Origin of the sequence: Corynebacterium tardum (assembly GCF_046717785.1) — a bacterium.
GTDB lineage: Bacteria > Actinomycetota > Actinomycetes > Mycobacteriales > Mycobacteriaceae > Corynebacterium.
Map to the genome: position 1 here is coordinate 2,566,923 of NZ_CP177104.1, position 22,227 is coordinate 2,589,149.

General features: G+C 65.7%; 20 protein-coding genes. 7 read left to right on the forward strand and 13 right to left on the reverse strand.

Features of this window, described 5'->3' with window-relative positions:
* Positions 1-72: 72 nt before the first annotated feature.
* Positions 73-1,269 carry a UDP-galactopyranose mutase gene (gene glf, locus ACLI1P_RS12260; protein ID WP_411709013.1) on the reverse strand — a complete coding sequence of 399 codons (1,197 nt, stop codon included), beginning with the start codon at positions 1,267-1,269 and terminating at the stop codon, positions 73-75.
* Between the two features lie 147 nt (positions 1,270-1,416).
* Between glf and ACLI1P_RS12265 the strand changes: the two genes are divergently transcribed.
* A complete protein-coding gene (locus tag ACLI1P_RS12265) occupies positions 1,417-3,396 on the forward strand; it encodes an N-acetylmuramoyl-L-alanine amidase (protein ID WP_411709014.1) in 1,980 nt (659 codons plus the stop codon).
* A 77-nt stretch (positions 3,397-3,473) separates the two neighbouring features.
* Here ACLI1P_RS12265 and ACLI1P_RS12270 read toward each other — a convergent pair whose 3' ends face one another.
* From ACLI1P_RS12270 to serS, 7 genes are all read right to left on the reverse strand, one after another.
* On the reverse strand, positions 3,474-3,773 hold the full coding sequence (locus tag ACLI1P_RS12270; RefSeq protein WP_408932376.1) for a hypothetical protein: 300 nt from the start codon (positions 3,771-3,773) through the stop codon (positions 3,474-3,476).
* Positions 3,774-3,897: 124 nt separating this feature from the next.
* Entirely contained in the window at positions 3,898-4,737 is an 840-nt protein-coding gene (locus ACLI1P_RS12275) for an HAD family hydrolase (protein WP_296133865.1), read from the reverse strand.
* A 32-nt stretch (positions 4,738-4,769) separates the two neighbouring features.
* Complete coding sequence (gene glpK / locus ACLI1P_RS12280) at positions 4,770-6,317, reverse strand: glycerol kinase GlpK (RefSeq protein WP_411709015.1); 1,548 nt, start codon at positions 6,315-6,317, stop codon at positions 4,770-4,772.
* A gap of 24 nt (positions 6,318-6,341) precedes the next feature.
* Positions 6,342-7,079 carry an MIP/aquaporin family protein gene (locus tag ACLI1P_RS12285; RefSeq protein WP_306508168.1) on the reverse strand — a complete coding sequence of 246 codons (738 nt, stop codon included), beginning with the start codon at positions 7,077-7,079 and terminating at the stop codon, positions 6,342-6,344.
* Positions 7,080-7,153: 74 nt separating this feature from the next.
* Positions 7,154-8,878, reverse strand: coding sequence for a glycerol-3-phosphate dehydrogenase/oxidase (locus tag ACLI1P_RS12290; protein ID WP_411709016.1), 1,725 nt, complete (start codon positions 8,876-8,878; stop codon positions 7,154-7,156).
* A gap of 325 nt (positions 8,879-9,203) precedes the next feature.
* The gene (locus tag ACLI1P_RS12295) at positions 9,204-10,931 is read right to left on the reverse strand and encodes a lysophospholipid acyltransferase family protein (protein WP_411709017.1); all 1,728 of its coding nucleotides are present in this window, start codon (positions 10,929-10,931) and stop codon (positions 9,204-9,206) included.
* A gap of 60 nt (positions 10,932-10,991) precedes the next feature.
* Positions 10,992-12,257 (reverse strand): serine--tRNA ligase, encoded by a 1,266-nt coding sequence (serS, locus tag ACLI1P_RS12300; protein WP_411709018.1) that lies wholly within the window; start codon positions 12,255-12,257, stop codon positions 10,992-10,994.
* A gap of 63 nt (positions 12,258-12,320) precedes the next feature.
* Here serS and ACLI1P_RS12305 point away from each other — a divergent pair, with 63 nt between their 5' ends.
* Genes ACLI1P_RS12305 through ACLI1P_RS12315 form a run of 3 tightly spaced genes read left to right on the forward strand, consistent with a single transcriptional unit; the run spans position 12,321 to position 14,557 of the window.
* The gene (locus tag ACLI1P_RS12305) at positions 12,321-13,055 is read left to right on the forward strand and encodes a GntR family transcriptional regulator (protein ID WP_306508164.1); all 735 of its coding nucleotides are present in this window, start codon (positions 12,321-12,323) and stop codon (positions 13,053-13,055) included.
* A 58-nt stretch (positions 13,056-13,113) separates the two neighbouring features.
* Entirely contained in the window at positions 13,114-14,205 is a 1,092-nt protein-coding gene (locus tag ACLI1P_RS12310; protein WP_411709019.1) for a septum formation family protein, read from the forward strand.
* A 4-nt stretch (positions 14,206-14,209) separates the two neighbouring features.
* On the forward strand, positions 14,210-14,557 hold the full coding sequence (locus ACLI1P_RS12315) for a metallopeptidase family protein (protein WP_411709020.1): 348 nt from the start codon (positions 14,210-14,212) through the stop codon (positions 14,555-14,557).
* A gap of 14 nt (positions 14,558-14,571) precedes the next feature.
* Here the strand turns inward: ACLI1P_RS12315 and ACLI1P_RS12320 are convergent, their stop codons facing one another.
* Both ACLI1P_RS12320 and pheA read right to left on the reverse strand, forming a co-directional pair.
* Positions 14,572-15,219 carry a histidine phosphatase family protein gene (locus ACLI1P_RS12320; RefSeq protein WP_296133850.1) on the reverse strand — a complete coding sequence of 216 codons (648 nt, stop codon included), beginning with the start codon at positions 15,217-15,219 and terminating at the stop codon, positions 14,572-14,574.
* A gap of 10 nt (positions 15,220-15,229) precedes the next feature.
* On the reverse strand, positions 15,230-16,138 hold the full coding sequence (gene pheA, locus ACLI1P_RS12325; RefSeq protein WP_306508161.1) for a prephenate dehydratase: 909 nt from the start codon (positions 16,136-16,138) through the stop codon (positions 15,230-15,232).
* A 33-nt stretch (positions 16,139-16,171) separates the two neighbouring features.
* On the opposite strand from pheA, the gene ACLI1P_RS12330 reads away from it, so the two are divergent.
* The 3 genes from ACLI1P_RS12330 to ACLI1P_RS12340 all read left to right on the forward strand — a co-directional run bounded on the left by ACLI1P_RS12330 (position 16,172) and on the right by ACLI1P_RS12340 (position 19,433).
* Positions 16,172-17,317 (forward strand): amidase, encoded by a 1,146-nt coding sequence (locus ACLI1P_RS12330; protein WP_411709021.1) that lies wholly within the window; start codon positions 16,172-16,174, stop codon positions 17,315-17,317.
* Positions 17,314-18,015 (forward strand): CPBP family intramembrane glutamic endopeptidase, encoded by a 702-nt coding sequence (locus ACLI1P_RS12335; RefSeq protein ID WP_411709022.1) that lies wholly within the window; start codon positions 17,314-17,316, stop codon positions 18,013-18,015. The genes ACLI1P_RS12330 and ACLI1P_RS12335 overlap by 4 nt, the downstream gene beginning before the upstream one ends.
* A gap of 80 nt (positions 18,016-18,095) precedes the next feature.
* Positions 18,096-19,433, forward strand: a complete 1,338-nt coding sequence (locus ACLI1P_RS12340) for an LCP family protein (RefSeq protein WP_411709023.1) — start codon at positions 18,096-18,098, stop codon at positions 19,431-19,433.
* 110 nt (positions 19,434-19,543) lie between these two features.
* On the opposite strand, the gene ACLI1P_RS12345 is transcribed toward ACLI1P_RS12340, so the two are convergent.
* From ACLI1P_RS12345 to ACLI1P_RS12355, 3 genes are read right to left on the reverse strand one after another with little or no spacing between them, the layout of a single operon-like run.
* The gene (locus ACLI1P_RS12345) at positions 19,544-20,473 is read right to left on the reverse strand and encodes a DUF5926 family protein (RefSeq protein WP_411709024.1); all 930 of its coding nucleotides are present in this window, start codon (positions 20,471-20,473) and stop codon (positions 19,544-19,546) included.
* Between the two features lie 21 nt (positions 20,474-20,494).
* Positions 20,495-21,199: a glycerophosphodiester phosphodiesterase gene (locus ACLI1P_RS12350; protein ID WP_408932366.1), complete on the reverse strand. Its 705-nt coding sequence runs from the start codon at positions 21,197-21,199 to the stop codon at positions 20,495-20,497.
* Positions 21,199-22,146 (reverse strand): L-lactate dehydrogenase, encoded by a 948-nt coding sequence (locus tag ACLI1P_RS12355; protein WP_296133837.1) that lies wholly within the window; start codon positions 22,144-22,146, stop codon positions 21,199-21,201. The genes ACLI1P_RS12350 and ACLI1P_RS12355 overlap by 1 nt, the downstream gene beginning before the upstream one ends.
* Positions 22,147-22,227: the final 81 nt, after the last annotated feature.

Sequence of the window (22,227 nt, forward strand, 5' to 3'; positions counted from 1 at the left end):
CACCTCCTTCCATCGAGGTGTTTCAGCATACCGCGCCACGGGGACTAACCCGTCCAGGCCGCGCGCAACTGCCTAGTGGCCGCGCTCCTGCGTGATGGCTTGGCCATCACGGAAATAGGGGGCCAGCTTGTTATCGAACAGGCTCAGCGCGGAGGCAATGGCCATGTGCATGTCTAGGTACTGGTAGGTGCCCAGGCGGCCGCCGAAGAGGACCCGGTTCTCGCGAGCCTCAGCGGCGGCGAGCTTGCGGTAGGCCTCCAACTTGGAGCGGTCCTCCGGAGTGTTAATCGGGTAGTACGGCTCATCACCCTTCTCCGCGAAGCGCGAGTACTCCTTCATAATGACGGTTTTGTTGGCAGGATATTTATCCTGCCGCTCCGGGTGGAAGTGGCGGAACTCGTGGATGCGGGTGTAATCCACGTCCGCATCGTTGTAGTTCATCACCGGGGTGCCCTGGAAGTCACCGGTCTCCAGAACCTCCAGGTCAAAGTCCAGCGTGCGCCAGCCCAGCTCACCCTCGGCAAAGTCGAAGTAGCGGTCCAGCGGACCGGTGTAGACCACCGGGGCTTCCGGGGAGGCCGCGCGCAGCTCCTCCCGGACGTCGAACCAGTCGGTGTTGAGGGAGACGTCGATAAGCTCGTGCTCCGCCATCTTCTCCAGCCAGGCCGCGTAGCCGTCGACGGGCAGGCCCTCGTAGGTGTCATTGAAGTAGCGGTTGTTGAAGGTGTAGCGCACCGGCAGGCGGGTGATGTTGCCGGCCGGCAGCTCCTTCGGGTCGGTCTGCCACTGCTTGGCGGTGTAGTCACGAATGAAGGCCTCGTAGAGCGGGCGGCCAATGAGCGCGATGGCCTTCTCCTCCAGGTTCTGCGCCTCATCCACAGCGAACTCGCCGGCCTGCTCCTTGATGAGCTCGCGCGCCTCGTCCGGGGAGTAGTAGCGGCCAAAGAACTGGTTAATCAGGCCCAGGCCCATGGGGAACTGGTACGCCGTGCCATCGTGCATGGCAAAGACGCGGTGCTGGTAGTCGGTGAAATCGGTGAACTGGTTGCAGTAGTCCCACACGCGCTTGTTCGAGGTGTGGAAGAGGTGCGCGCCGTACTTGTGGACCTCAATGCCGGTCTCTGGCTCGGCCTCCGAGTAGGCGTTGCCGCCGAGGTGTTCGCGACGCTCCACAATGAGCACCTTCTTGCCCAGCTGGGAGGCTGCGCGCTCGGCCACGGTCAGGCCAAAGAATCCGGATCCAACAACAATGAGGTCATATGCAGTCATGGCCACCAGCTTAAAGCAGCGCGCGTGAGCCCACCGACGCCCACACGCGCGGGCGTGTCACACCTCCAACAACATTGGCCACTGGCGTAACATCTGTCCCGTTAGTTAACTCTTTGTGCCTCTCAGCGCAAACCCTAGGGAGAAACAGTGCACTTACGACGTCGTCTTGTTCCCGCGAAATCGCCGTGGTCCACCCCGCTCATCGCCGCCGTGACCTCCATCGCCGTGGTAGCCGCCGCGGCCATCAGCGGCCATGACATCCTCGAAACCCAGGAGACGGGCTCCGGCCCCATCGAGGTCGCCTCCGCATCCGAGTCCTTCGGCGACGGCGAGACCGTCATGGTCGATGACCCCGCCATCGCCGCCCAGGGCGACGGCTCCGGCCCGCGCGCGGTCAAACAATTCCACCGCGACGATCCCTTCTCCTCCTTCGCCGTGACGTGGAAGGGCCAGCGCGACGTCGCCGCCTTCGTGCGCGCGAAGCAGCAAGATGGGTCCTGGTCCGAGTGGTACGACATAGACGCGAACGCATACTCCAGCGACGACCCGTCCGCCACCAACGGCACCGAGCTCATCTTCGTGGGCGATACCAACGACGTGCAGGTCTCCGTCAACAACGTGGACCTGGTCACCGGCTCCAACCTGGATGACTCGTTCACGGAGACCCCTGTCGAAGACGCAGCGCTTGCCGACGCCCCCTCCCTCGCCGCCGCCGAAGCCGCAGCGAAGCGCTCCGAGAACCCGCTGCCGGCGCCGATCGCCTCGAACGTCGGCGACATCGCCCCGGTTGCAGACGCCGCGGACCTGAACAGCCTCGACGGTCTGGAGGCCGTGTTCATGGACGGCAACGCCCAGGCCGGGGAGGCCATCGCCCCTGCCGCGGACACCGACGGCATGCCGCGCGTGGTCTCCCGTGCCGGCTGGGGCGCAGATGAAAACCTGCGCTGCAAGGGTGCCGACTACGACGACGGCGTGAAGGCCATCGCGCTGCACCACACCGCGGGCTCCAACAACTACACCCGCGCGCAGGCGGCCGCCCAGGTCCGCGCCGCCTACACCTACCACGCGCAGAACCTGGGCTGGTGCGACATCGGCTACAACGCCCTGGTGGATAAGTACGGCACCATCTATGAGGGCCGTTACGGCGGCCTGGACAAGGCCGTGCAGGGAGCCCACATTGGTGGCTTCAACGAGAACACCTGGGGGATTTCCATGATTGGCAACTACGAGGAGGCTCAGCCCACCTCCGCCATGCTCGACTCCGTCACGGACCTGGCCGGCTGGAAGGCCGCCATCTCCGGCGTCGACCCGGCCTCCCGCGTCTCCCTGCGCTCGGGCGGATACCGCGGCGCGAAATACCCGGCCGGCTCCACCGCCACGGTCTACGGTCTCTTCGGCCACAGCGACGTTCACTACACCGCCTGCCCGGGCCAGTACGTCATCGCCCGCTGGCCGCAGATCCGCCAGGCGGCGCACGAGAAGTACTTGGCGCAGAAGTCGGGCTCAGTAAGCGCACCGTCGACAGACTGGTCCGACGTTGAGGACAGCGTGGATGCCAACACCGATGCCCCCGTTGATACCGGTGCCGCGGACACCCCACGCCAGGAGGCCACGTCCTCCATCGGCGATTCTGAAATCCCGGTCAGCACCATCACCGCCGTGGCGGGCCTGGCGGCGACGGTCTTTGCCATCATGCACAAGCGCTCGGAAACCGAGTTCGACCCGCAGCAGAAGGTCGGCGGACTGCCGGCGGAGAAGATTCCGGGCATCGTGACCAAGGTGCTGGCGTTGAGCAAGAACGAGGGCCTCAAGACATCGTGGACCACGGTGCTCAACAACTTCGGCCCGGTCCTCGGCCTGGCCGTGGGCGGCCCGGATGAGACGTCCGGGGTAATCTCGCAGCTGTTCCAGAACGGAGTGGTGCTCTACTCCGAGGAGACCGGGACACACGCTCTGGTGGGTGAAATCGCCAAGGCTTGGGCGTCCGACAACAACGCAGCGCAGCTAGGCTTGCCGACGTCCGACGAGCACCCCACCGGCAACGGCAAGGAAATCAGCGTGAAGTTCCAGGGCGGTTCCATCGTCTTCGACCCAGAGACGCAGCAGATTCACGTCTACACGGACTAAGGCAGGCCTTGTAGCCCGTCAACCTGGTGCGGTTGGCGGGTTTCGGTGTTTAAGGAAGTACATCTCCCCTGCGATGTTTAGGAGTCCTGTAAAAGCCAGGCAGTCAGTTCTTTTACTGCTTGGCTTTTTCCTCCTGGATAATTAGCGTTCAATTCTGCGGACACAGATTCAAATATTGTGTTGGAGAGTTTCTCAGCCCTATCGGAGCTGATGCTTCCGCGCAGATCATCTAGCGGTACAGAGAGCATGCCATCCCTACTCGGACGCATCCAATACGAGTGCATATCATCAGCGTAGATTTTTGGGAATGTTCCTGACACCTGGGACTCAAGAACAACATTGCCAAAAAATAATGAGGACAGTCGTTTTTCTTCCATGAAGCCCATTCTATGAGAGCGTTCTCCACTAGCGCGATCCCCGAGTTGCGGTAGTGGAAGTAGGTTTCTCATACCCCCATGGCCACTGAGGTTAAAGCACCCTGGGGACCCCGCAACCGGAGAGCTAAAACCAGCGCTCCAGCACCTTGGCCACGCCGGCCTGATGGTGGGCCACAGTCACTTCGTCGGCAGCCGCTTTGACCTCCGCGTGGGCATTCTCCATGGCCACGCCCCGGCCGGCCCAGCTGAGCATCTCGATGTCATTCGGCATGTCCCCGAAGGCGATGATGTCCTCGCGGGCAATGCCGTGGTGATCCGCCAACCACTGAATTCCGCGGCGCTTGGTTACGTTGGGAGCGGCCACCTCGAGAACGCCCTCCGTCATCGAATACGTCACGTGCGCAAGCTCCGGATCGATGTGCGGGGCAATGAGCTCATAGAGCTCCGGGGCCGAGTAGTCGGTATTGCGGATGAGCAGCTTCACCGCCGGGCGGGAAACCAACTCCCCCACGCTGACCACACCGAAGCCGTCGAAAAGCGCGTTGTCCGAATAGTGGGGCTCGACCACAAAGAGCTCCTCCACCGGGTCCAGCACGGAACCGCCGGCCCGCTCGGAGCCAAAGCCCACTCCCCCGAGGGGCTGGAGCACGGTGGTCGCCACGTCGACGACCTCCGTGAGCGCTGCCGGGGAGAGTTCGTGGGCGGAGAGAACGCGGTCCGCTGCGGCGTCGTACAGCACGGCGCCATTCGACGTCACACACACCGGCCGCACCGTGAGCTGCTCCAGCACCGGCATGATCCAGCGGAACGGGCGGCCCGTAGCCAGCGCGAACTCCGCCCCAGACGCCACGGCGCGCGCCACGGCCTCGCGGTTGCGTATGGGCACTCGGTGATTGCGGTCGAGCAGGGTGCCGTCAATATCGCTGGCGATGAGCCGCGGGGCCGTGGTGGCGTCAATGGACATAGTGACGAGTCTACGTCAGGGCGCAGACACAGCTACTGGATGATGTCGTCGTCATCGGTGTCTTCCCAGTTCAGGGAACGCTTGATGGCGCGCTTCCAGTCGCGGTAGAGGGCCTCAACCTCTTCCTTGTCACGCTGCGGCTTCCAGACCTTGAAATCTCCCTGCTGGGAGCCCAGCACGCTGAGGTCATCCCAGAAGCCGGAATCCAAGCCGGCGGCGAACGCGGCGCCGGTGGCGGTGGTCTCCACGTTCTTCGGGCGGTGTACCTCCACGCCGAGCATGTCGGCCTGGAACTGCATGAGCAGCTCGTTCATGGTCATGCCGCCGTCGACGCGCAGCTCGGTGATCTCCACGCCGGAGTCCGCCACCATGGCATCGGCGACGTCGCGAGTCTGGTACGCGGTGGACTCGAGGACCGCACGGGCCAGGTGCTTGCGGTTGGCGTAGCGGGTCAGGCCCACGATGACACCGCGGGCATCCGGGCGCCAGTGCGGGGCGAAGAGGCCGGAGAAGGCCGGCACGATGTAAACGCCGCCGTTGTCCTTAACCTCACGGGCCAGGTTCTCGATGGACGCGGCGTTCGGGATGAGCTGCAGGTTGTCGCGCAGCCACTGCACCAGGGAGCCACCCATGGACACAGAGCCCTCGAGTGCGTAGACGGGGCGCTCGCCCTCGCGCTGGAAGCACACGGTGGTCAGCAGGCCGTTCTCGGAGAACTTCGGGGTGGTACCGGTGTTGAGCAGGAGGAACAAGCCGGTGCCGTAGGTGTTCTTGGCCGAGCCCGGGCGGAAGCAGCCCTGGCCGAACATGGCCGCCTGCTGGTCACCGAGGATGGCGCGAATGGGCACGCCGGCCAGGGAACCGCGCTCACGGACGGTGCGGAAGTCACCGAGAGAGGGGCGGATCTCCGGCAGCATGGAGGTAGGAATCCCCATCTCCTTGCACAGCTCCTCGTCCCACTCGAGCTTCTCAATATCCATGAGCAGCGTACGGGAGGCGTTGGTGACGTCGGTGGCGTGCAGGGCTTCCTGTCCATTGTCGCCCTCGGCGCCGCCGGTGAGGTTCCACAGCAGCCAGGTGTCGACGGTGCCGAAGAGGAGTTCGCCGGCCTCGGCGCGCTCGCGCGCGCCCTCGACGTTATCGAGGATCCACTTGACCTTCGGGCCGGCCGGGTAGGAGTTGATGATGAGGCCGGTGCGGCGGCGCCACTTGTCCGCGCCCTCGTCGCCGGCGAGCTCCTTGCAGATCTCGGTGGTGCGGGTGTCCTGCCAGACGATGGCGTTGTACACCGGCTTGCCGGACTTCTTATCCCACACCACGGTGGTCTCACGCTGGTTGGTAATACCGAGCGCGGCGATGTCTTCGACGTTGATGTCGGCGTTCGCCAGGGCCTCACCGACGGCGCGGCGGGTGTTGCTCCAGATCTCTTCCGGGTCGTGCTCGACCCAGCCCTTCTCCGGGAAGATCTGCTCGTGCTCGAACTGGCCAACGGCTACCTGCGCGCCGTCGTGGTCGAAGATGATGCAGCGGGTGGAGGTGGTTCCCTGGTCAATCGCTGCAACGTAGCTCTTGGTTGACATTGTTTTCTCCTTGTCGGGGTGGTTTTACAGGGCCATGGACAACAGGCCAACTGCCACTGCTGCCAGCAGGGGCGCGACGACCGGGACCCAGGCGTAGCTCCAGTTGGCGGTGCCCTTGTCCTTGATGGGCAGGACGAAGGCGTACATCAGGCGCGGGCCCAGGTCACGGACCGGGTTGATGGCGTAGCCGGTGGGGGTGCCCAGCGACAGGCCCACGGCGACGACGACGAAGGCGACACCGAAGTAGCTCAGCGGGCCCAGCTCGCCGCCGGTGGGACCGAAGGCGATAAACATGAGGAGCACGCAGGTAGCGATGAACTCGGTGACCGCGTTCCAGCCATTGTTCGGGTGCGCTGGGTTGGTGAAGAAGATGCCGCCGGTCGAGGCGTTGGCGCCGGTAGTGTTGCCGGCCTCGTCGACATTGTTGGCGTCGAAAAGCTGCTTGAATGCGGCCCAGGCAAGGAATGCACCGACCATCGCGCCCAGGATCTGGCCCAGGGCGTAGTAGGGCACGAGGCTCCATTCAAGGGAACCGTTCACCGCGAGCATGAGAGTCACGGCTGGGTTGAGGTGGCCGCCGGAGGGATCAGCCACGCTGGCGCCGACGAAGACCGCCATGCCCCAGCCAAGCGCGATGACGATCCAGTCTGCGCCGCGCGCACCCGAGGTGCGCAGGTTAACTACGGCGCATACGCCGTTGCCGAGCAGGAGCAGCAGCGCAGTGCCGATGAACTCCCACAGGAATGCATCCATTCCGGTCATTGTGTTGTCCTTTCTTATTTGCCTAGGCCAAGGGCCCAGCGAGAGGTCGCTGCTCCCGCTGGGCCCTCAATCTCTTAGGCGTCTGCCTGGGTGGCGCGTGCGCTGCCCGCACGCTCCAGAATGTCGTTCGCCTCGCGGTCAGTAAGCGCAGCCTCGGCCGCAAGCTCCGCCTCGGTGTGCTGCTTGAATTGGGAAACCTCGCGCTCGATGTCGCTCTGGTCCCAGCCCAGCAGCGGCGCGACGAACTCAGCAATAGGCTGAGCAGCGGCAACGCCACGGTCGGCGAACTCGATGGCCACGCGCAGACGGCGGCTCACGATGTCGTCGATGTGCAGAGCGCCCTCGTGGGTGACGGCGTAGCGCACCTCGGCCCACAGGTAGCTCTCCGCGCCCGGCACCGGCTCGAGCAGGGAGGCATCCTCGGCGGCGGGGGCCAGGACTTCGTGGATAAGCGAGCCGTAGCGGCCGAGCAGGTGCTCGATGTAAGTCTCGGAGAGGTTGTAGCGGCGGGCCAGCGCCGGGACCTGGTTGGCCAGGGCGTGGTAGCCGTCGGCGCCGAGGATCGGGGTCCTCTCGGTGATGGACTCCGCCACCTTGGTGCCCAGCTCCTTGGCGGCCAGGTCCACCGCGTCCTTACCAATGACGCGGTAGGTGGTGTACTTGCCACCAGCCACGGAAACCATGCCCGGTGCCACGCGGGCCACGGCGTGGTTGCGGGAGAGGTTGGTGGTGGAGTCGGACTTACCGGACAGCAGCGGGCGCAGACCGGAGTAGACACCAACGATGTCCTCGCGGGTGATCTTATTGCGCACGCGCTGGTTGACCTGGTCCAGAATGTAGTCGATATCCGCCTTAGTCGGCGCCGGGTCCGGCAGGGACAGGCCCTTCTCCCAGTCGGTATCGGTGGTGCCGATGATCCAGTACTCGCCCCACGGGATGACAAACAGCACGGACTTCTCGGTGACGAAGCACAGGGCGGCCTCGGCATCGAGGGCGTCCTTCGGCACGACGATGTGCACACCCTTGGAGGCGTGAACGGTGAACTTGCCCTCGGCGCCCGCCATGTCCTGAATCTTGTCGTTCCACACGCCGGTGGCGTTGATGAAGACCTTGCCGCGGACCGTGGTCTCACGGCCGGTCTCGAGGTCACGCACGTGGGCGGCGGTGATGCGGCCACGCGCATCCTTTTCAAAGCCGGTGACCTCGGTGCCGGTGCGCACGCTGGCGCCGTACTCGGCGGCGGTGCGCAGGACAGTCATGGTGTGGCGGGCGTCGTCGACCAGCGTGTCGTAGTAGCGCACGCCACCGACGACTGCGTCTTCCTTCAGGCCCGGGGTCACCTTGAGCACGCCCTTGCGGGTGAGGTGCTTCTGCATCGGGACGCTCTTGGCGCCGCCCATGAGGTCATACAGGGTGAAGCCACCGAACATCATGACACGCTCCCAACCGCGGTGGGTCAGCGGGAAGATGAACTTCAGCGGCTTGACCAGGTGCGGGGCCAGGGTGGACATGTTGAGCTCGCGCTCCTTGAGGGACTCCGCTACCAAGCGGAAGTCAAACATGGCCAGGTAGCGCAGGCCGCCATGGAACATCTTGGAGGAGCGGGACGAGGTACCAGCGGCGAAGTCGCGGGCCTCGAGCACAGCGGTCTTCAGACCGCGGGTGGCGGCGTCGACGGCAGCGCCGGCACCGACGGAACCCCCGCCGATGATCACTACGTCGTAGTCCTCAGTGGAGTAGTCGTTCCAGGTCTTCTCAAAGTAGTCGGGGTTGAAACTGTGGTTGCTCGTCGTGGTCATGGCTGACCGAGTCTCCTCTCTCGCTGCTCGCCCCTGCGCGGCGCCAGAAAGTCCTGTCCAGTTGACTAAAGCGCAGTTCAGAGCATCTGTTGCTCACCCTCAAAGCCGTGATTCTCACGCGGGGTGAAGAAGAAGTTTTCTCCCACACCCAATGGTATAGGTCACTGACTCAATGCCGGAAAGCACTTACTCACACGTAACCTCCACTCCCGTAAGCAGGCGTTTTCAGACATTTCCATAGGGAACACAAAAGAAAACGCACCCCCACCAAGGGGTGCTTATGGAAATTTCGGCGTACCGCTACGTGGGAGTGTGGTGAATCCCGCTACTTCTTTTGCTGCAGGCGCGCCATGGCCTCGAGCACCTCAGCCACGCCGAAGCGCTCGGTCGAGTACGTCACCGCCTGCGCCGCCTTGACCACCTCAATGGGAGCGGTCTCCAGGGCCACCATGCGCACGGCGATGTCCTCGCCGCCCTCGACAAAGGCGTCATCCCCGGGCTCGTTGGCAAAGAACAGCAGGTCCTTGGGCGCAGCACCCATCTCCTTGACTACCGCGGCCAGTCCCTCTGCGGGGGAGGAGGCCGTGGCGACGATGCCCCCGGGGGCATCGTTAAGCTGCACTCCGTTAGCGCCCTCACTGCATGCGATGCGCCAGCGGGACTGGGGCACGTCCGCAAACGCGGCATCGTCCAGCACGGTGCCCTGCTGCGAGATAATCACCAGCGCCTCGGCCTGCGGGTACACCCCAGCCAGGGCCTCGCGCAGGCGCTTCGACAAGGCGCCGTCCTCCATGCTCAGCGCACTCTGGTCCGCCACCAGGATGCGGGGCACCTCGGAGTATTCCGCCTTCACGCGGTGCGGCAGGCGTGAGACGATGAGCCGCGACTGCGTGGCGGCGGACAGCAAGCCCTGCTCCACCACGGAGCCGGCGAAGATCTCCTTGCCACTCGCGGTCATGGACGCCTGGGCCTCCGCCACGTCGGCCTTGAGCTGCGCTATGACCTCCGTGACCTTGTCCCGGCCCTCGTCCAGACCGCGGCTGGCCTCCTCCACCACGGAGTTGAGGTTGTCCTTGATCCACTCCAAGGTTTCCGGGGCGGTGCGGGGGCGGTCCTTGGACTTCGCCGCGGCGCCGTCCGTATTCGCGGCCGCTGCCGCACTGTCCGGCACTTCCACGCCCTCCGTTGCGTCAGCCGCGCCCGGCGCCTTCATGAGTGCCATCCGGTCCCGGACCAGCTCAATCGTGGCCTCGGAGACACGGTCCTTGAGGCTGGTCAGGTCGTCGCGCAGGCGGCGCACGCGGTAGCGCTCCGTTTCCACCGCGAAGTCCTTGGCCTCAGCCTCCTCCAGCGTCGGCGCCCCGCCGCCCTTGCGGGCCGGCACCCACGTCTCGCCCGCGGGCATGGGGCCGAACTCCGCCTCGTACTGCGCCCACAGGCCCTCCAGGGCCTCCTGCATGCGGCGGCGCACCTCCGCGATATCCGCGTCGAAATCCCCGGTGGTGTAGTACGGCTCCAGCGCCGTAATGAGGATCGGGGTGTGCGTGCGCCCCAGGTGCTTCTTCTGCCCCTTGGTCCACAGGCGCTGGGAGCCGAAGATGACCTGCGGGATGATCGGCACGCCCGCGCCGTGGGCGATGCGCGCCGCGCCGTTGCGCATGGAGCGAATCTCAAAACTGCGGGAGATTGTGCCTTCCGCAAACACTCCCACAAGCTCGCCGTCCTTGGCCAGCTCGATGCCCTTCACAATGGAGGCCCCGCCGTCAATGCGGTCCACCGGCACGTGGCCCATGACCTGGAAGAGCTGACCCGCCACGGGGGTCTTAAAAATCGAGGCCTTAGCCAGGTAGCGCACCAGCCGGCGCTTGCGGTACGCCAAGAACGCGCCAAAAAGGAAGTCCATGTACCCGGTGTGGTTGGTCACGATCACCGCGCCGCCCTTGTCGGGGATGTTCTCCAGGCCCGACAGGCGCATTTTCAGCCCCTGCGCCAGGGTCACACCGCGACCCACATGCGTAATCTGCCGGTAGATGAAGTCGGTCACAACGCTCATGATGCTCCAGAACTCAGGGGGGCGAGGGAAAAGGCACTTAAGTATAAGTACCGGAAAATACTACTGGGAGTTTACGGGGTAAAGCACATCCTTGCCCACGAACGGACGCAGCGCCTCCGGGACCACCACGGAGCCGTCCGACTGCTGGTGGTTTTCCAGGATGGCCACCAGCCAGCGCGTGGTGGCCAGCGTGCCGTTCAGCGTTGCGGCGTACTGGGTCTTGCCGTTCTCATCGCGGTAGCGCGTGGACAGGCGGCGGGCCTGGAAGGTGGTGCAGTTGGAGGTCGAGGTCAGCTCGCGGTAGGTGCCTTGGGTCGGAACCCACGCCTCGTTGTCGAACTTGCGGGCGGCGGAGGAGCCCAAATCGCCGCCAGCGATGTCGATGGTGCGGTAGGGCAGCTCCATCGCGGCCAGCATGTCCTTCTCCATGCCCAGCAGCTTCTGGTGCATCTCCTCGGCCTCTTCGGGCTTGCAGTAGACGAACATCTCCAGCTTGTCGAACTGGTGCACGCGCAGGATGCCGCGTGTGTCCTTGCCGTGGGAGCCCGCCTCGCGGCGGAAGCAGGAGGACCAGCCGGCGTACTGGACCGGGCCGTTGGACAGGTCAATGATCTCGTCCTTGTGGTAGCCCGCCAGGGCCACCTCGGAGGTGCCAACCAGGTAGAGGTCATCGGCCGGCAGGTAGTAGATCTCGTCCGAGTGCTGGCCCAAGAAGCCCGTGCCCTGCATGACGTCCGGGCGCACCAGGACCGGCGGCACCATGAGCGTAAAGTCGGCCTCGCGGGCCTTCTGCGCGGCGAGCATGAGCATGCCCAGCTGCAGGAAGGCGCCATCGCCGGTGAGGTAGTAGAAGCGGGCGCCGCCGACCTTGGCGCCCCTCTTGACGTCGATAAGCCCCAGCGTCTCACCCAACTCCAAGTGATCCTTCGGCTCGAAATCGAACTCGGGCTTCTCACCGACCTCCTCGATCACCACGAAGTCGTCCTCGCCGCCGGCCGGCGCGCCTTCGACCACGTTGGAGATCTGGTACTGCAGCTCTTCGACCTTGGCCTCGGCGGCAGCCGCTTCCTCGCCGGCTGCCTTGACCTTTTCCTTCAGCTCGTTGGAGCCCTCCAGCAGCGCCGGGCGGTCCTCCGGGGCGGCCTGGCCGATCTTCTTGCCAAAGGCCTTCTGCTCCGAGCGCAGCTGGTCCGCCTTCACAATCGCCGCACGGCGCTGCTCATCGGCGGCGAGCAGCTGATCCACCAGGGACGGATCCTCCCCACGGGTGACCTGGGAGGCGCGGACTACATCGGGGTTTTCGCGAAGAAACTTGAGATCAATCACGCGGACAGTCTAGCGCACGCCCTCCCATTGCGCTGGTAATAACCAGCGTCTTATCATGGACGCATGGCGCCTCACATCATCACCGACGGCCCCGTGCCCAAGCACGCGCAGCTCCGGGACATCCTGTCAGAACTCTGCCGGACCACGCTCCGGCCCGGCGACATCCTTCCGGGCGAGCGCATCCTGGAGGAGACCTACGGCGTCTCCCGCATCACGGTCCGCCGCGCCATCGGTGACCTCGTGACCGAGGGAAGATTGCGCCGCGTGCGCGGCAAGGGCACCTTCGTGGCCCCCAACCCGCTGGTCAGCCATCTTCACCTGGCGTCTTTTTCCGACGAGATGGGCAACCAACAGGTAGCGGCCTCTTCCCGCATCCTGCTCGGTGAGCGCGCGAACGCCTCGGAGGAGGTGTGCGCGTTCTTCGACACGGAAGCCACCGTCGCCCACACGCACCTGCGCCGCCTGCGTCTGGGCGATGGCGAGCCCTATGCCATCGATGACGCCTGGTACAACTCCTCCTTCGCGCCGACCTTGCTGGAAAATGACATCTATAACTCCGTCTACGCCATTTTGGATGAGACGTTCCAGGTGCCCATCACCGACGCCGAGCAGACGGTGACGGCGATTGGTGCGGATGAGGAGATTGCCGCGCTTCTCGACGTCTCAGCGGGCACCCCCTTGCTCCACATCACCCGCTTCGCGCGCTCCGGGGACCGGCCGGTGGAGTGGTGCTCCTCGGTGTACCGCACCGACCGCTACCACCTGACCACCCAGGTGACTCGCTCCGCGGAGAAATAAGGAGTACAAGCAGGCAGCAGGGAGCCTGACAGCAGCGACGGGTACTATAGGGGATCCTATGAGCACTTCTTCTGCGTGGCGTTCCGCCTCCGCGGTTCGCATCGTCCTCGTCGCCACCCTGGCCGCCGCTGCCTTCCTGGCTGCCTACGGGCTGGTCAACGACACTTCCGGCGACAGCACCTCGACCGCCAGCAGCGAGTCTGCCTCGGCCGCACCGGACAGCGACTCGGCGGATCCGTCGGCGGCGCAGGCTAAGCCGGCGTCCTTCACTTCGGCGTCGGCAGGCGCCTGCATGACGTGGTCCCTGGCCGCGGACGGCTCCGCCTCCGGCTTCGAGCAGGTCAGCTGCGGTGAGCCCCACCGCTTCGAGGTCTCTACCCGCGAGGACTTGAGCGCCTACCCCACCAGCGAGTTCGGCCCCAACGCCAAGCGCCCGGACGTCACCCGCCAAAACGCCCTGCGCGACGAGCTGTGTGAGTCCACCACCGTGGGCTACCTCGAGGGCAAGTGGGACCCCAACGGCCGCTACGACATCGCCTCCATTCTCCCGCCGGCAGAGGCCTGGGAGCAGGGCGACCGCACCCTGCTGTGCGGCCTGCAGACCACGGACGCCGCCGGCGTTCCGCAAGAGTCCACGGGCAAGGTGTCCCAGGTGGACCAGGCCGTAGTGGCCCAGCCGGGCGAGTGCCGCCGGGTGGATGACCAGAACGTGCTGACCACCGTGCCGTGTGCCGAGCCGCACCAGCTGGAGACTGTCTCCATCATCAACGTGGCACAGAAGTTCCCGGGCGGCTACCCCGCCGACGCGGACATGGATACCTTCATCCAGGACACCTGCACCCAGAATTCCATGGACTACCTGGGCGGGGAGGAAAACCTGTACCAGTCCACGCTCAAGCCCTTCTGGGGCTCGATGTCCCGCGAGTCCTGGGACGCCGGCTCGCGCTCCGTGAACTGCTCCCTGATACACGACAACGCAGGCTCCTTCTCCACCCTCACCGGCTCCGCCAAGGACGGTCGGGATGGCATGACTATCGACGGCGCCCCGCCGACCGAACAGCCCAAGCGCAACCCACTGCGGGACCCGAACTCCCAGCCGGCGGACGCTAACCCCTCCGCCGCCCCGACGGCCGACGCGCCCGCGCAGTAGCACCATGTACGAGGTCAGCGAAGAGCGCTTCGAGGAGCTAGTGGGCGAAGCCCTGGATAAGATCCCGGACAAGTTTGTCCAGCGCATGCGCAACGTCGTCATCCTGGTGGAGGAGGAGAACCCGGACAACCCCAACCTGCTGGGGCTCTACGAGGGAGTCATGCTCACCCACCGCACCGCCACGCACACGGGCTTCCTGCCGGATACCATCTCCATCTACCGCCGGCCGCTGCAGTCCATCAGCAGTTCAGAAGAACAGCTAGCCCACGAGGTCATGGTGACGGTCTTCCACGAGGTGGGCCACTACTTTGGCTTCGAGGAGGACCGCCTCCACGAGCTGGGCTGGGGGTAGGTGCCCATCACGGGTTAGACGTCGGTATCGGCCCAGCGCTTGAGCGTCCACTGGCCAAAGGGCTTGCCCTGAGGCTCCATGACGGTAAAGCGGCAGTTGGGCATGTAGCCGGAGTAGGCAAAGTCCGGGTCCACGCCGCACGCGTGGGTGGTGACCACGCGGATGGCCGCACCGTGGCTGACGACGACGACATCCTCGTCCTCCCCTAGCTCCGCCGCGATATCCTCCAGCACCGGCTGGTAGCGCTCCAGCACGTCCGCGTAGCTCTCGCCGCCGGGCATGCGGGCCTCCGGGTCGCCGTCGACCCAGCCGCGCAGCGCCACCATGTACTCGCGGTGGGTGTCCTCACTGCCGCTCATCTCGTGCTCACCGGCGAAGACCTCGTGCAGGCCCACGCGGACCTCCACGGGCACGTCGCGCTCATCTGCGGACTCAGCGTAGGCCCGGGAGGCCAGCATCGCCGTCTGCTGGGCGCGCAGGGCAATGGAGCACACGAAGCGCACGCGGCGGCCCGCGCTAAACTCCGCCAGCTCGCGGCCGACGTCTTCCGCTTGCCCGCGGCCGCGCTCGGTGAGCTCGGCTCCCGGCGGGCGGGTGTCCATGATGCGGTCAATGTTGGAGTAGGTCTGGCCGTGGCGCAGCAGGATGATTCTTCCGGTCATGCTGCCCAGACTATTGGCCGCTGCGCGCCCGCGCTACCCATTCGTCGGCCTGCTGCAGGCGGGACAGATCCAGCTCGGTACCGGGCGTGGCCACCGCGGAAGGCCAGGAGCCGACGAAGACGACCTCCTCCGCGCGCAGCCACAGCGCCCGCAGTGCCTCGGCCACGGGCTGGTCGTCGATGTGCCCGATGAGATCCGCGTGGAAGCGGTAGTTGCCAAAGGCGGTGCGCAGCGGCCGGGATTCAATGCGGGTGAGGTCCACCCCGCGGTGCGCGAATTCCTGCAGGGCGCCCACGAGCGAGCCCGGCTCGTTGAGCAGGGTGAAGATGACGGAGGTGCGGTCGTGGCCGGTGCGCGCGGTGGGTTGTCCGGACGGGCCGACGAGCACGAAGCGGGTGGTGGCGCCGTCCACGTCGGCGACATTCTCCGCCAACGCCCGCAGTTTAAAGACCTCCCCGGCGCGGGCCGGGGCCGCCGCCGCATCCACCTCGCCGCGGGCCACGGCCTGGGCCGCCGCGCCATTCGACGCCGCCGGGACGCACTCCACCCCGGGGAGGTTCTCCTCCAGCCAGCCGCGGACCTGCTGGTACGCCACCGGGTGGGTGGAAAAAGTCTTAATGTCCCCGGCCGGGGTCCCGTTGGTCAGGATAGAAAAGGACACCGGCAGGTCCACCTCGCGGTAGATCTGGACGGGGGAGCCTGCGGCCAGCGCGTCGAAGGTGGCCGTGACCGGCCCATCAACTGAGTTCTCGATGGCCACGCAGGCATAGTCGGCCTCCCCGGAGCGCACCGCAGCCAGCGCCTCCTTCGGCGAGCCGACGGGCAGGGGCGTGGTCTCCCCTAGTTCTGCGGCAAAGCACTGCATCGCCGCCTCCGTGAACGTTCCGGCGGGACCAAGGAATGCGATGGTGGTGCTCATGCAGGCAACCTTAGCCCACTAGACTGGGCCGGCATGGACGCTAAAGAGTTCAGCGTGGAGCAGCTGCGCGAGGATCTCGCGGGCTTGGGGCCTGAGGAGCACGGTTTTACCTACCTCGATCTGGAGCGCCGCCCGCAGCGCCACGGCCGCCTGAGCGGGTGGGTTCTCTCCGCCAAGGATCTCAATGACGTCGCCGGTATGCCCACCACTCACGGCCACGCCGAGCGCACGTATGTGGCCGCGGAGACGGATCCGTTCGTGCAGGAGCTTATCGACGCCGGCGCGGTCATCATCGGCAAATCCTCCGCGCCAGAGCTGGGCTTGCGCGTCGATACGGAGCCGGTGGGCCTGCCCCACCCGGATAATCCGCTCTACCCGGGGCACACGCCGGGCGGTTCCTCGGGCGGTGCGGCCGTACAGGTGGCCCGCGGGCTGCTGCGCGCGGCGCACGCCTCCGACGGCGGCGGCTCCATCCGCGTTCCGGCGGCTGCCTGCGGTGTCGTGGGCTTCAAGCCCGCCGGCGAGGACCTCTCCGTACCCGGGTTTATCACCCGCTCCGTGGCCGATGCCGCCACGCTGCACGGCCTTAAACCCCGCACCCCGCGCGCCCGGATTGGCGTGCTCACCGAACCACTGTTTGCTGAGGTCACCGTGGCACCGCACCTGCTCAACGCCGTGCGCGAGGCCACTGCGCGGCTGGAGGGCGCTGGCTTCGAGACCGTCGCGCTATCGCCCTATCCGCAGGCAGCTCAGACTTTCGAGGCCTTTCAGCACATCTTTACCCGCCGACTGGCGGGGCTTGAGTCCGCCGCCGGCTACACGGAGTGGATTCGCGCCCGGGGCCGCCGCGTGAGCGATGCCCAGCTGGCTGCCGCGCGGGCCCACGCCGCCGCCCTGCCGGCGCTGCTGGCTGAGTTCTGGCAGGTGGACGCCATCCTCACGCCCATGCTGGCCTTCGATCCGCCCAGGCGCGGGCACTTTGTGGCGCTGGCGCACCAGGAGAACTTTGATGAGCAGACCCGCTGGTCACCATGGGGGTCGCTCTTCAACGTGGCGCAGCTGCCGGCCATCTCCGTGCCGTGGCCGGTGCCCCACCACCCTCCGGTGGGTGTTCACTTAGGCTCCGTCACGCTGGATGAGCCCGCCCTCCTCGGGCTCGCGCAGGTGTTGCACGCATGAGCGCATCACGCTCCCGCCTGCGCGCGGAAATCCTCATTGTCCTCACCATCACCTTCGGTATGTCGGGAGTGCGGGCGCTACTGCGGCTGACCGATTCCCTCCTCAACCCCGCCCCGCTCAACGAGCAGTCCGTCACGCTCAACGCTTCGCAGTCTGCGACGACGTTGCTCGACCTCGCCTTTCAGCTGTGCAGCGCCGCGGTGCTGTTCGCCTGGGGCGCGCTCGTGCTCTACCTGACCTCGCTGCCGCCACGGGCGCGCTGGCGCGATGGTCTCCACGGCGCGGCACTCGCCGCGGTCATCGGGCTGCCGGGCCTGGCGCTGTACTACACCGCCCTGCACTTCGGCTGGACCAAGGAGGTGATTCCGGCCGCCTTCGACACGTGGATTGAGGTGCCGGTGCTCCTGCTCAAGTCCTTCGCCAACGCCTGGGCGGAGGAGCTCGTCGTGGTCTATTGGTTCATCACCCGGCTCAAGCAGACCGGGTGGGGGCTGCCCGCGGTACTCGCGGCCTCCTGCCTCCTGCGCGGTTCCTACCACCTGTACCAGGGGGTTTCGGCGGGGTTCGGCAACATCCTCATGGGCCTGCTCTACGGCTGGTACTTCCACCGGACCGGGAAGGTGTGGCCGCTGGTCATCGCGCACTTTCTTATCGACGCCATCGCGTTCGTCGGCTACGCCGCCCTCTTCGGCGTCTAGCCCGTGCCCGGGCCGCGTTGTGGCACGCCCGCTCCTTGTGAAAGCTGGGGCGCAAGTGATTTCGCGGTACAGTGTTCCCCATGACTTACCAAGGACGCGATCCAGAGCGCGAGACGCGACGCGCCGGCGGAGCCCACGGCGATTCCCGCCGCGCGGGCTCGGCTGAGTCGTTCGATCCCAAGGATTACGTCCTGGGCGCGGACGGTCAGCCCTTGCGCGACCGCTACGGCCGGCCCGTGCGCCGCCGCCCCGCGTCCCCCGGTACCGCGCAGGCCCGCCCGTCCAGCACGCCGCGGCGCAGCCCCTCCCGGCCGGAGGAAACGCGCTTCGACGTCGACGCATACATGGCGCAACACTCGCCACAGCAGCAGCCTGCCCCGCGACAGCGCTACCCGCGCCGCCCGGCCGAAGCGGCCTCCCCCGCTGCCCCGCCCCGCAGCTACAACCCGGAGGATCCCTCCCGCACGCGGCGCGGGCGCACGAGCGACCGGCCACACCGCCGACGCAAGAAGGTCAACCCGTTCAAGCAGATATTCGGCTGCGCCGGCTGGCTGGCCATCATCGCGGTGGTCTTCACCCTCGTGTTCACCTTCTGGACCGACTCGCGCCTGACCCGCATCGAAGCGCTTCCCGACGAACAGGTCCCCGGCACCTCCGGCACCAACTGGCTGCTGGTGGGCTCCGATTCCCGCCAGGGGCTGACTGAGGAGCAGCAGGCGGAACTCGGCACCGGCGGCGATGTCGGCGTGGGCCGCACGGACACCATCATGCTTCTGCACATCCCCTCCTCCGGCAAGGCCAAGCTGGTGTCCATCCCGCGCGATAGCTACGTCGACGTGCCTGGTTTCGGCATGGATAAGATCAACGCCGCCTTCACCTACGGCGGCCCGCAGCTACTCGCCGAAACCGTGGAACAGTCCACCGGGCTGCACATCGACCACTACGCGGAGATCGGTATGGGCGGCCTAGCCAACGTGGTCGATTCCGTCGGCGGCGTGGATGTCTGCGTCAAGGAGCCCATCAATGATCCGTTGGCCGGCATCGACCTGCAGGCGGGCTGCCAGAAGCTGCGCGGCCCCGACGCCCTGGGCTACGTGCGCACCCGTGCCACCGCGATGGGTGACCTGGACCGAGTGCAGCGCCAGCGCGAGTTCTTCGCGGCCCTGCTGGACAAGACCACCTCGCCGTCCACCATCGCCAACCCCTTCAAGGCCATCTCGCTGGTCAACCACACCGCCAGCTCCTTCATCGTGGGCGAGAAAGACCACGTGTGGCACCTGGCCCGGGTGGCGTTGTCCATGGCCTCGGGCGTGGAGACGGAGACCGTGCCCATCGGCGGCTTCGAAGACACCGTGGTGGGCAACGTGGTGCTCTGGGACGACGCCGAAGCGCAGGCCCTGTGGGACTCGATGCGATAGGGGGGGCGTCGGCTGGCCATAACGATCAAATAGGGCTCCAAAACTGGTGGGTTTTGGAGCCCTATTTGTTCGAAACGTACCTACGCTGTGATGCGCAGCCGACTACGCGACTAGCGCAGGGTCACCTGACGGGACTTGATGTTCTGCAGCTGCTTGCGCTCGTCGGCGTTGAGGTTAGCGTCGTTGGAGATCTCCTCCTCGAGAGCCTTGTTCACGCGGGAGAGCTCGGCCTCGTAAGAGTCGTGCGCGACCTCCGGCTGCAGGTCGAAGACCGGGGCGATGAGGCCGTGGGTGCGGAAGACACCAGCGAACTTGGTGTTCTCACCCAGGTTGAGCTCGCCGCGGGCAGCCACGCGGGCCAGGGCGTTGAGGAAGGCGTTCTCGTCATCGCACGGGCGCACCCAGCGGATGTGGGCCTTGCCGCCGCCGGCGTTAGCCCAGAACGCGGTGCCGACGAAGCCCTCGGCCTCCTGTCCCACCTGGTGGGACTCAATGACGGAATCGTTGGCGCGCTGCATAGCGTTGGCCATGTGCGGCGGCACCTGCGCGCCCTCCGGCATCCACCAGGAGAAGTCCTGGTAGACGTTGACCTCGAGCTCCGCGGATTCATCGAGAAGCTCGGTGAGCTCCGGCTGGGAGCCGTCCGCCGCGGTGGACTCCAGGCTGGAGCCCGGCGCGTTGTTCTTCACCCAGTTGAGAGCGAAGGCCAGGTCACGGCCTGGGTTGTGGGTGTGGGACTGCACCTGCAGGCCCACGAAGGCGTCGCCGCCGGACTGCTCGTCACGGATCAGCGCAGCGGAAGCGCCCGGGAGCACGGTGGCAACGTAGACGTCCTTGTCAAAGCCCTTAAGGGAGAGCTTTGCCGTCGCGGACGGCACGAATTCCTGCAGGGCGATGAGGGTAGCTTCAGCGGCGAGACCACCGTAGGGGCGGGCATCCTTTTCCAAAGCGGCGCGCTCGGCGGCGCGGGCAGCGAGCTTAGCCTGACGGCGGGACATGCCCTCCGGCAGCTGTTCGTTGTTCTTTTTCTTCTTGGCCATACCCAACAACTTACCCGGTTGCTACAGCTCGATGGCGTGTAGGGCCACTTCCGGTTGGTTGGTCGCCAGAATGTCAACCCCGTTGGCCCACGCCCACTTCATGTCCTCTGGCTTATCAATAGTCCACATGTACGTGGGCACGCCATGCGCGCCGATAGCGCCGGGCTGGAGCTTGCCGCGCAGAATAGACATGCCCAGGCCCGTGGGCTGGGATAGCAGGACATCGGAACGGTTGACGTGGCGCTCCCAATCGCGGCGCAAGTAGATGCGGTCCATGTGCGGCGCCAGCGCCGTCACGCGGCGGATGGCGCGGTGGGAAAAGGAAATCATGTGGATCCGGGGATCGTCGATAAGCCCCGCGTAGCGCAAGCACAGCACCATCTGCTCCTCCAGGATATCGCCCTGCCCGGAGGGGTGCTTGGTCTCAACGTAGAGGTGGTGCTGGGTGTCCTGGAGCATCTCCAGCAATTCGTCGAAAAGCAACATGCGCTGGCCGCCGCCGATATCCAGCCGCCGCAGCTCCTCCCAGGTCTTCCGGGACACACGCCCGGAGCCGTTGGTGGTGCGGTCCACCGTTGGGTCGTGGTGGACCACGACCTTGCCGTCGCTGCTCAGGCGAATGTCGCACTCCACGCCGTGGATGGGCAGCGCGAGTGCTTTTTCAAATGCAATAGGGGATAGCTCCGGAAACTTCCCGGAGTATCCCCTGTGGGCGACAATCTTCACTAGCCGAAGATTTCTTCCTTAATCTGGTTCAGCGTCTCGTAGGACTTGTCGAAGCGCTCCTGCTCGTGTTCGTTGAGCTCGAGCTCAATGACGCGGTGAACGCCGGAGCGCTCAACGATGGCAGGGGTGCCCATGTAGACATCTTCCTTGCCGTACTCGCCCTGCAGGTAGGCGGAGACCGGAAGGGCGACAGCCTGGTTCTGAATGACCGCGCGGGTAATGCGGGCCAAGGCCATGCCGATGCCGTAGGAGGTGGAACCCTTGGCGTCGATGATGGTGTAGGCGGCGTCACGGGTCTCTTCGAAGATCTTCTCGATGCGCTCGTTGTAGCCCGGATCCTTCTCGGAGCGGCGAGCCAGGGAGACACCAGCGATGTTGGCGGAGGAGACGACCGGCAGCTCGGAGTCGCCGTGTTCACCGATGATGTAGGCGTGGACGGAGGTCGGAGCCACGTCATCCATCTCAGAGAGCATGTAGCGGTAGCGAGCGGAGTCCAGGACGGTGCCGGAACCGATGACGCGCTCGTGCGGGAGGCCGGAAGCCTTCCAGACAGCGTAGGTGAGCAGGTCAACCGGGTTGGAAGCAACCAGGAAGATGCCGTCGAAGCCGTTCTTCATGACATCGCCGACGATGGAGTTCATGATACTGACGTTCTTGTCCACGAGCTGCAGGCGGGTCTCGCCCGGCTTCTGCGCAGCACCAGCGCAGATGACGACCATGGAGGCGTCCTTGCAGTCTTCGTAGGAGCCCTTGGTCACGCGGGTGCGGGACGGGGCCCAGACAACACCATGGTTGAGGTCCATGACGTTGCCCTCGAGCTTCTTCTCGTCGATGTCGATGATGGCCAGGTGGTCAACGGTGCCCTGGTTGACCAGAGCGTATGCGTAGGCGATTCCGACATCGCCGGCGCCGATGAGTACTACTTTGTTTCCAACATGATTTCCCATGGCTCCTATTGTGCCCCCAATGTCCGATTTTTGCTCGGTTTGCGCCCGAACTCACAGGTTCGGTAGTCCGATCTCACATCC

What these genes read in the sequence shown, in the direction of transcription:
- ACLI1P_RS12305 (WP_306508164.1), top strand. Translation starts at nt 12,321, where the DNA reads ATGGCGCCTCACATCATCACCGACGGCCCCGTGCCCAAGCACGCGCAG.
- ACLI1P_RS12320 (WP_296133850.1), bottom strand. Translation starts at nt 15,219, where the DNA reads ATGACCGGAAGAATCATCCTGCTGCGCCACGGCCAGACCTACTCCAAC.
- pheA (WP_306508161.1), bottom strand. Translation starts at nt 16,138, where the DNA reads ATGAGCACCACCATCGCATTCCTTGGTCCCGCCGGAACGTTCACGGAG.
- ACLI1P_RS12270 (WP_408932376.1), bottom strand. Translation starts at nt 3,773, where the DNA reads ATGGAAGAAAAACGACTGTCCTCATTATTTTTTGGCAATGTTGTTCTT.
- ACLI1P_RS12335 (WP_411709022.1), top strand. Translation starts at nt 17,314, where the DNA reads ATGAGCGCATCACGCTCCCGCCTGCGCGCGGAAATCCTCATTGTCCTC.
- ACLI1P_RS12295 (WP_411709017.1), bottom strand. Translation starts at nt 10,931, where the DNA reads ATGAGCGTTGTGACCGACTTCATCTACCGGCAGATTACGCATGTGGGT.
- ACLI1P_RS12275 (WP_296133865.1), bottom strand. Translation starts at nt 4,737, where the DNA reads ATGTCCATTGACGCCACCACGGCCCCGCGGCTCATCGCCAGCGATATT.
- ACLI1P_RS12315 (WP_411709020.1), top strand. Translation starts at nt 14,210, where the DNA reads ATGTACGAGGTCAGCGAAGAGCGCTTCGAGGAGCTAGTGGGCGAAGCC.
- ACLI1P_RS12330 (WP_411709021.1), top strand. Translation starts at nt 16,172, where the DNA reads ATGGACGCTAAAGAGTTCAGCGTGGAGCAGCTGCGCGAGGATCTCGCG.
- ACLI1P_RS12310 (WP_411709019.1), top strand. Translation starts at nt 13,114, where the DNA reads ATGAGCACTTCTTCTGCGTGGCGTTCCGCCTCCGCGGTTCGCATCGTC.
- ACLI1P_RS12340 (WP_411709023.1), top strand. Translation starts at nt 18,096, where the DNA reads ATGACTTACCAAGGACGCGATCCAGAGCGCGAGACGCGACGCGCCGGC.
- ACLI1P_RS12285 (WP_306508168.1), bottom strand. Translation starts at nt 7,079, where the DNA reads ATGACCGGAATGGATGCATTCCTGTGGGAGTTCATCGGCACTGCGCTG.
- ACLI1P_RS12355 (WP_296133837.1), bottom strand. Translation starts at nt 22,146, where the DNA reads ATGGGAAATCATGTTGGAAACAAAGTAGTACTCATCGGCGCCGGCGAT.
- ACLI1P_RS12290 (WP_411709016.1), bottom strand. Translation starts at nt 8,878, where the DNA reads ATGACCACGACGAGCAACCACAGTTTCAACCCCGACTACTTTGAGAAG.
- ACLI1P_RS12345 (WP_411709024.1), bottom strand. Translation starts at nt 20,473, where the DNA reads ATGGCCAAGAAGAAAAAGAACAACGAACAGCTGCCGGAGGGCATGTCC.
- glf (WP_411709013.1), bottom strand. Translation starts at nt 1,269, where the DNA reads ATGACTGCATATGACCTCATTGTTGTTGGATCCGGATTCTTTGGCCTG.
- glpK (WP_411709015.1), bottom strand. Translation starts at nt 6,317, where the DNA reads ATGTCAACCAAGAGCTACGTTGCAGCGATTGACCAGGGAACCACCTCC.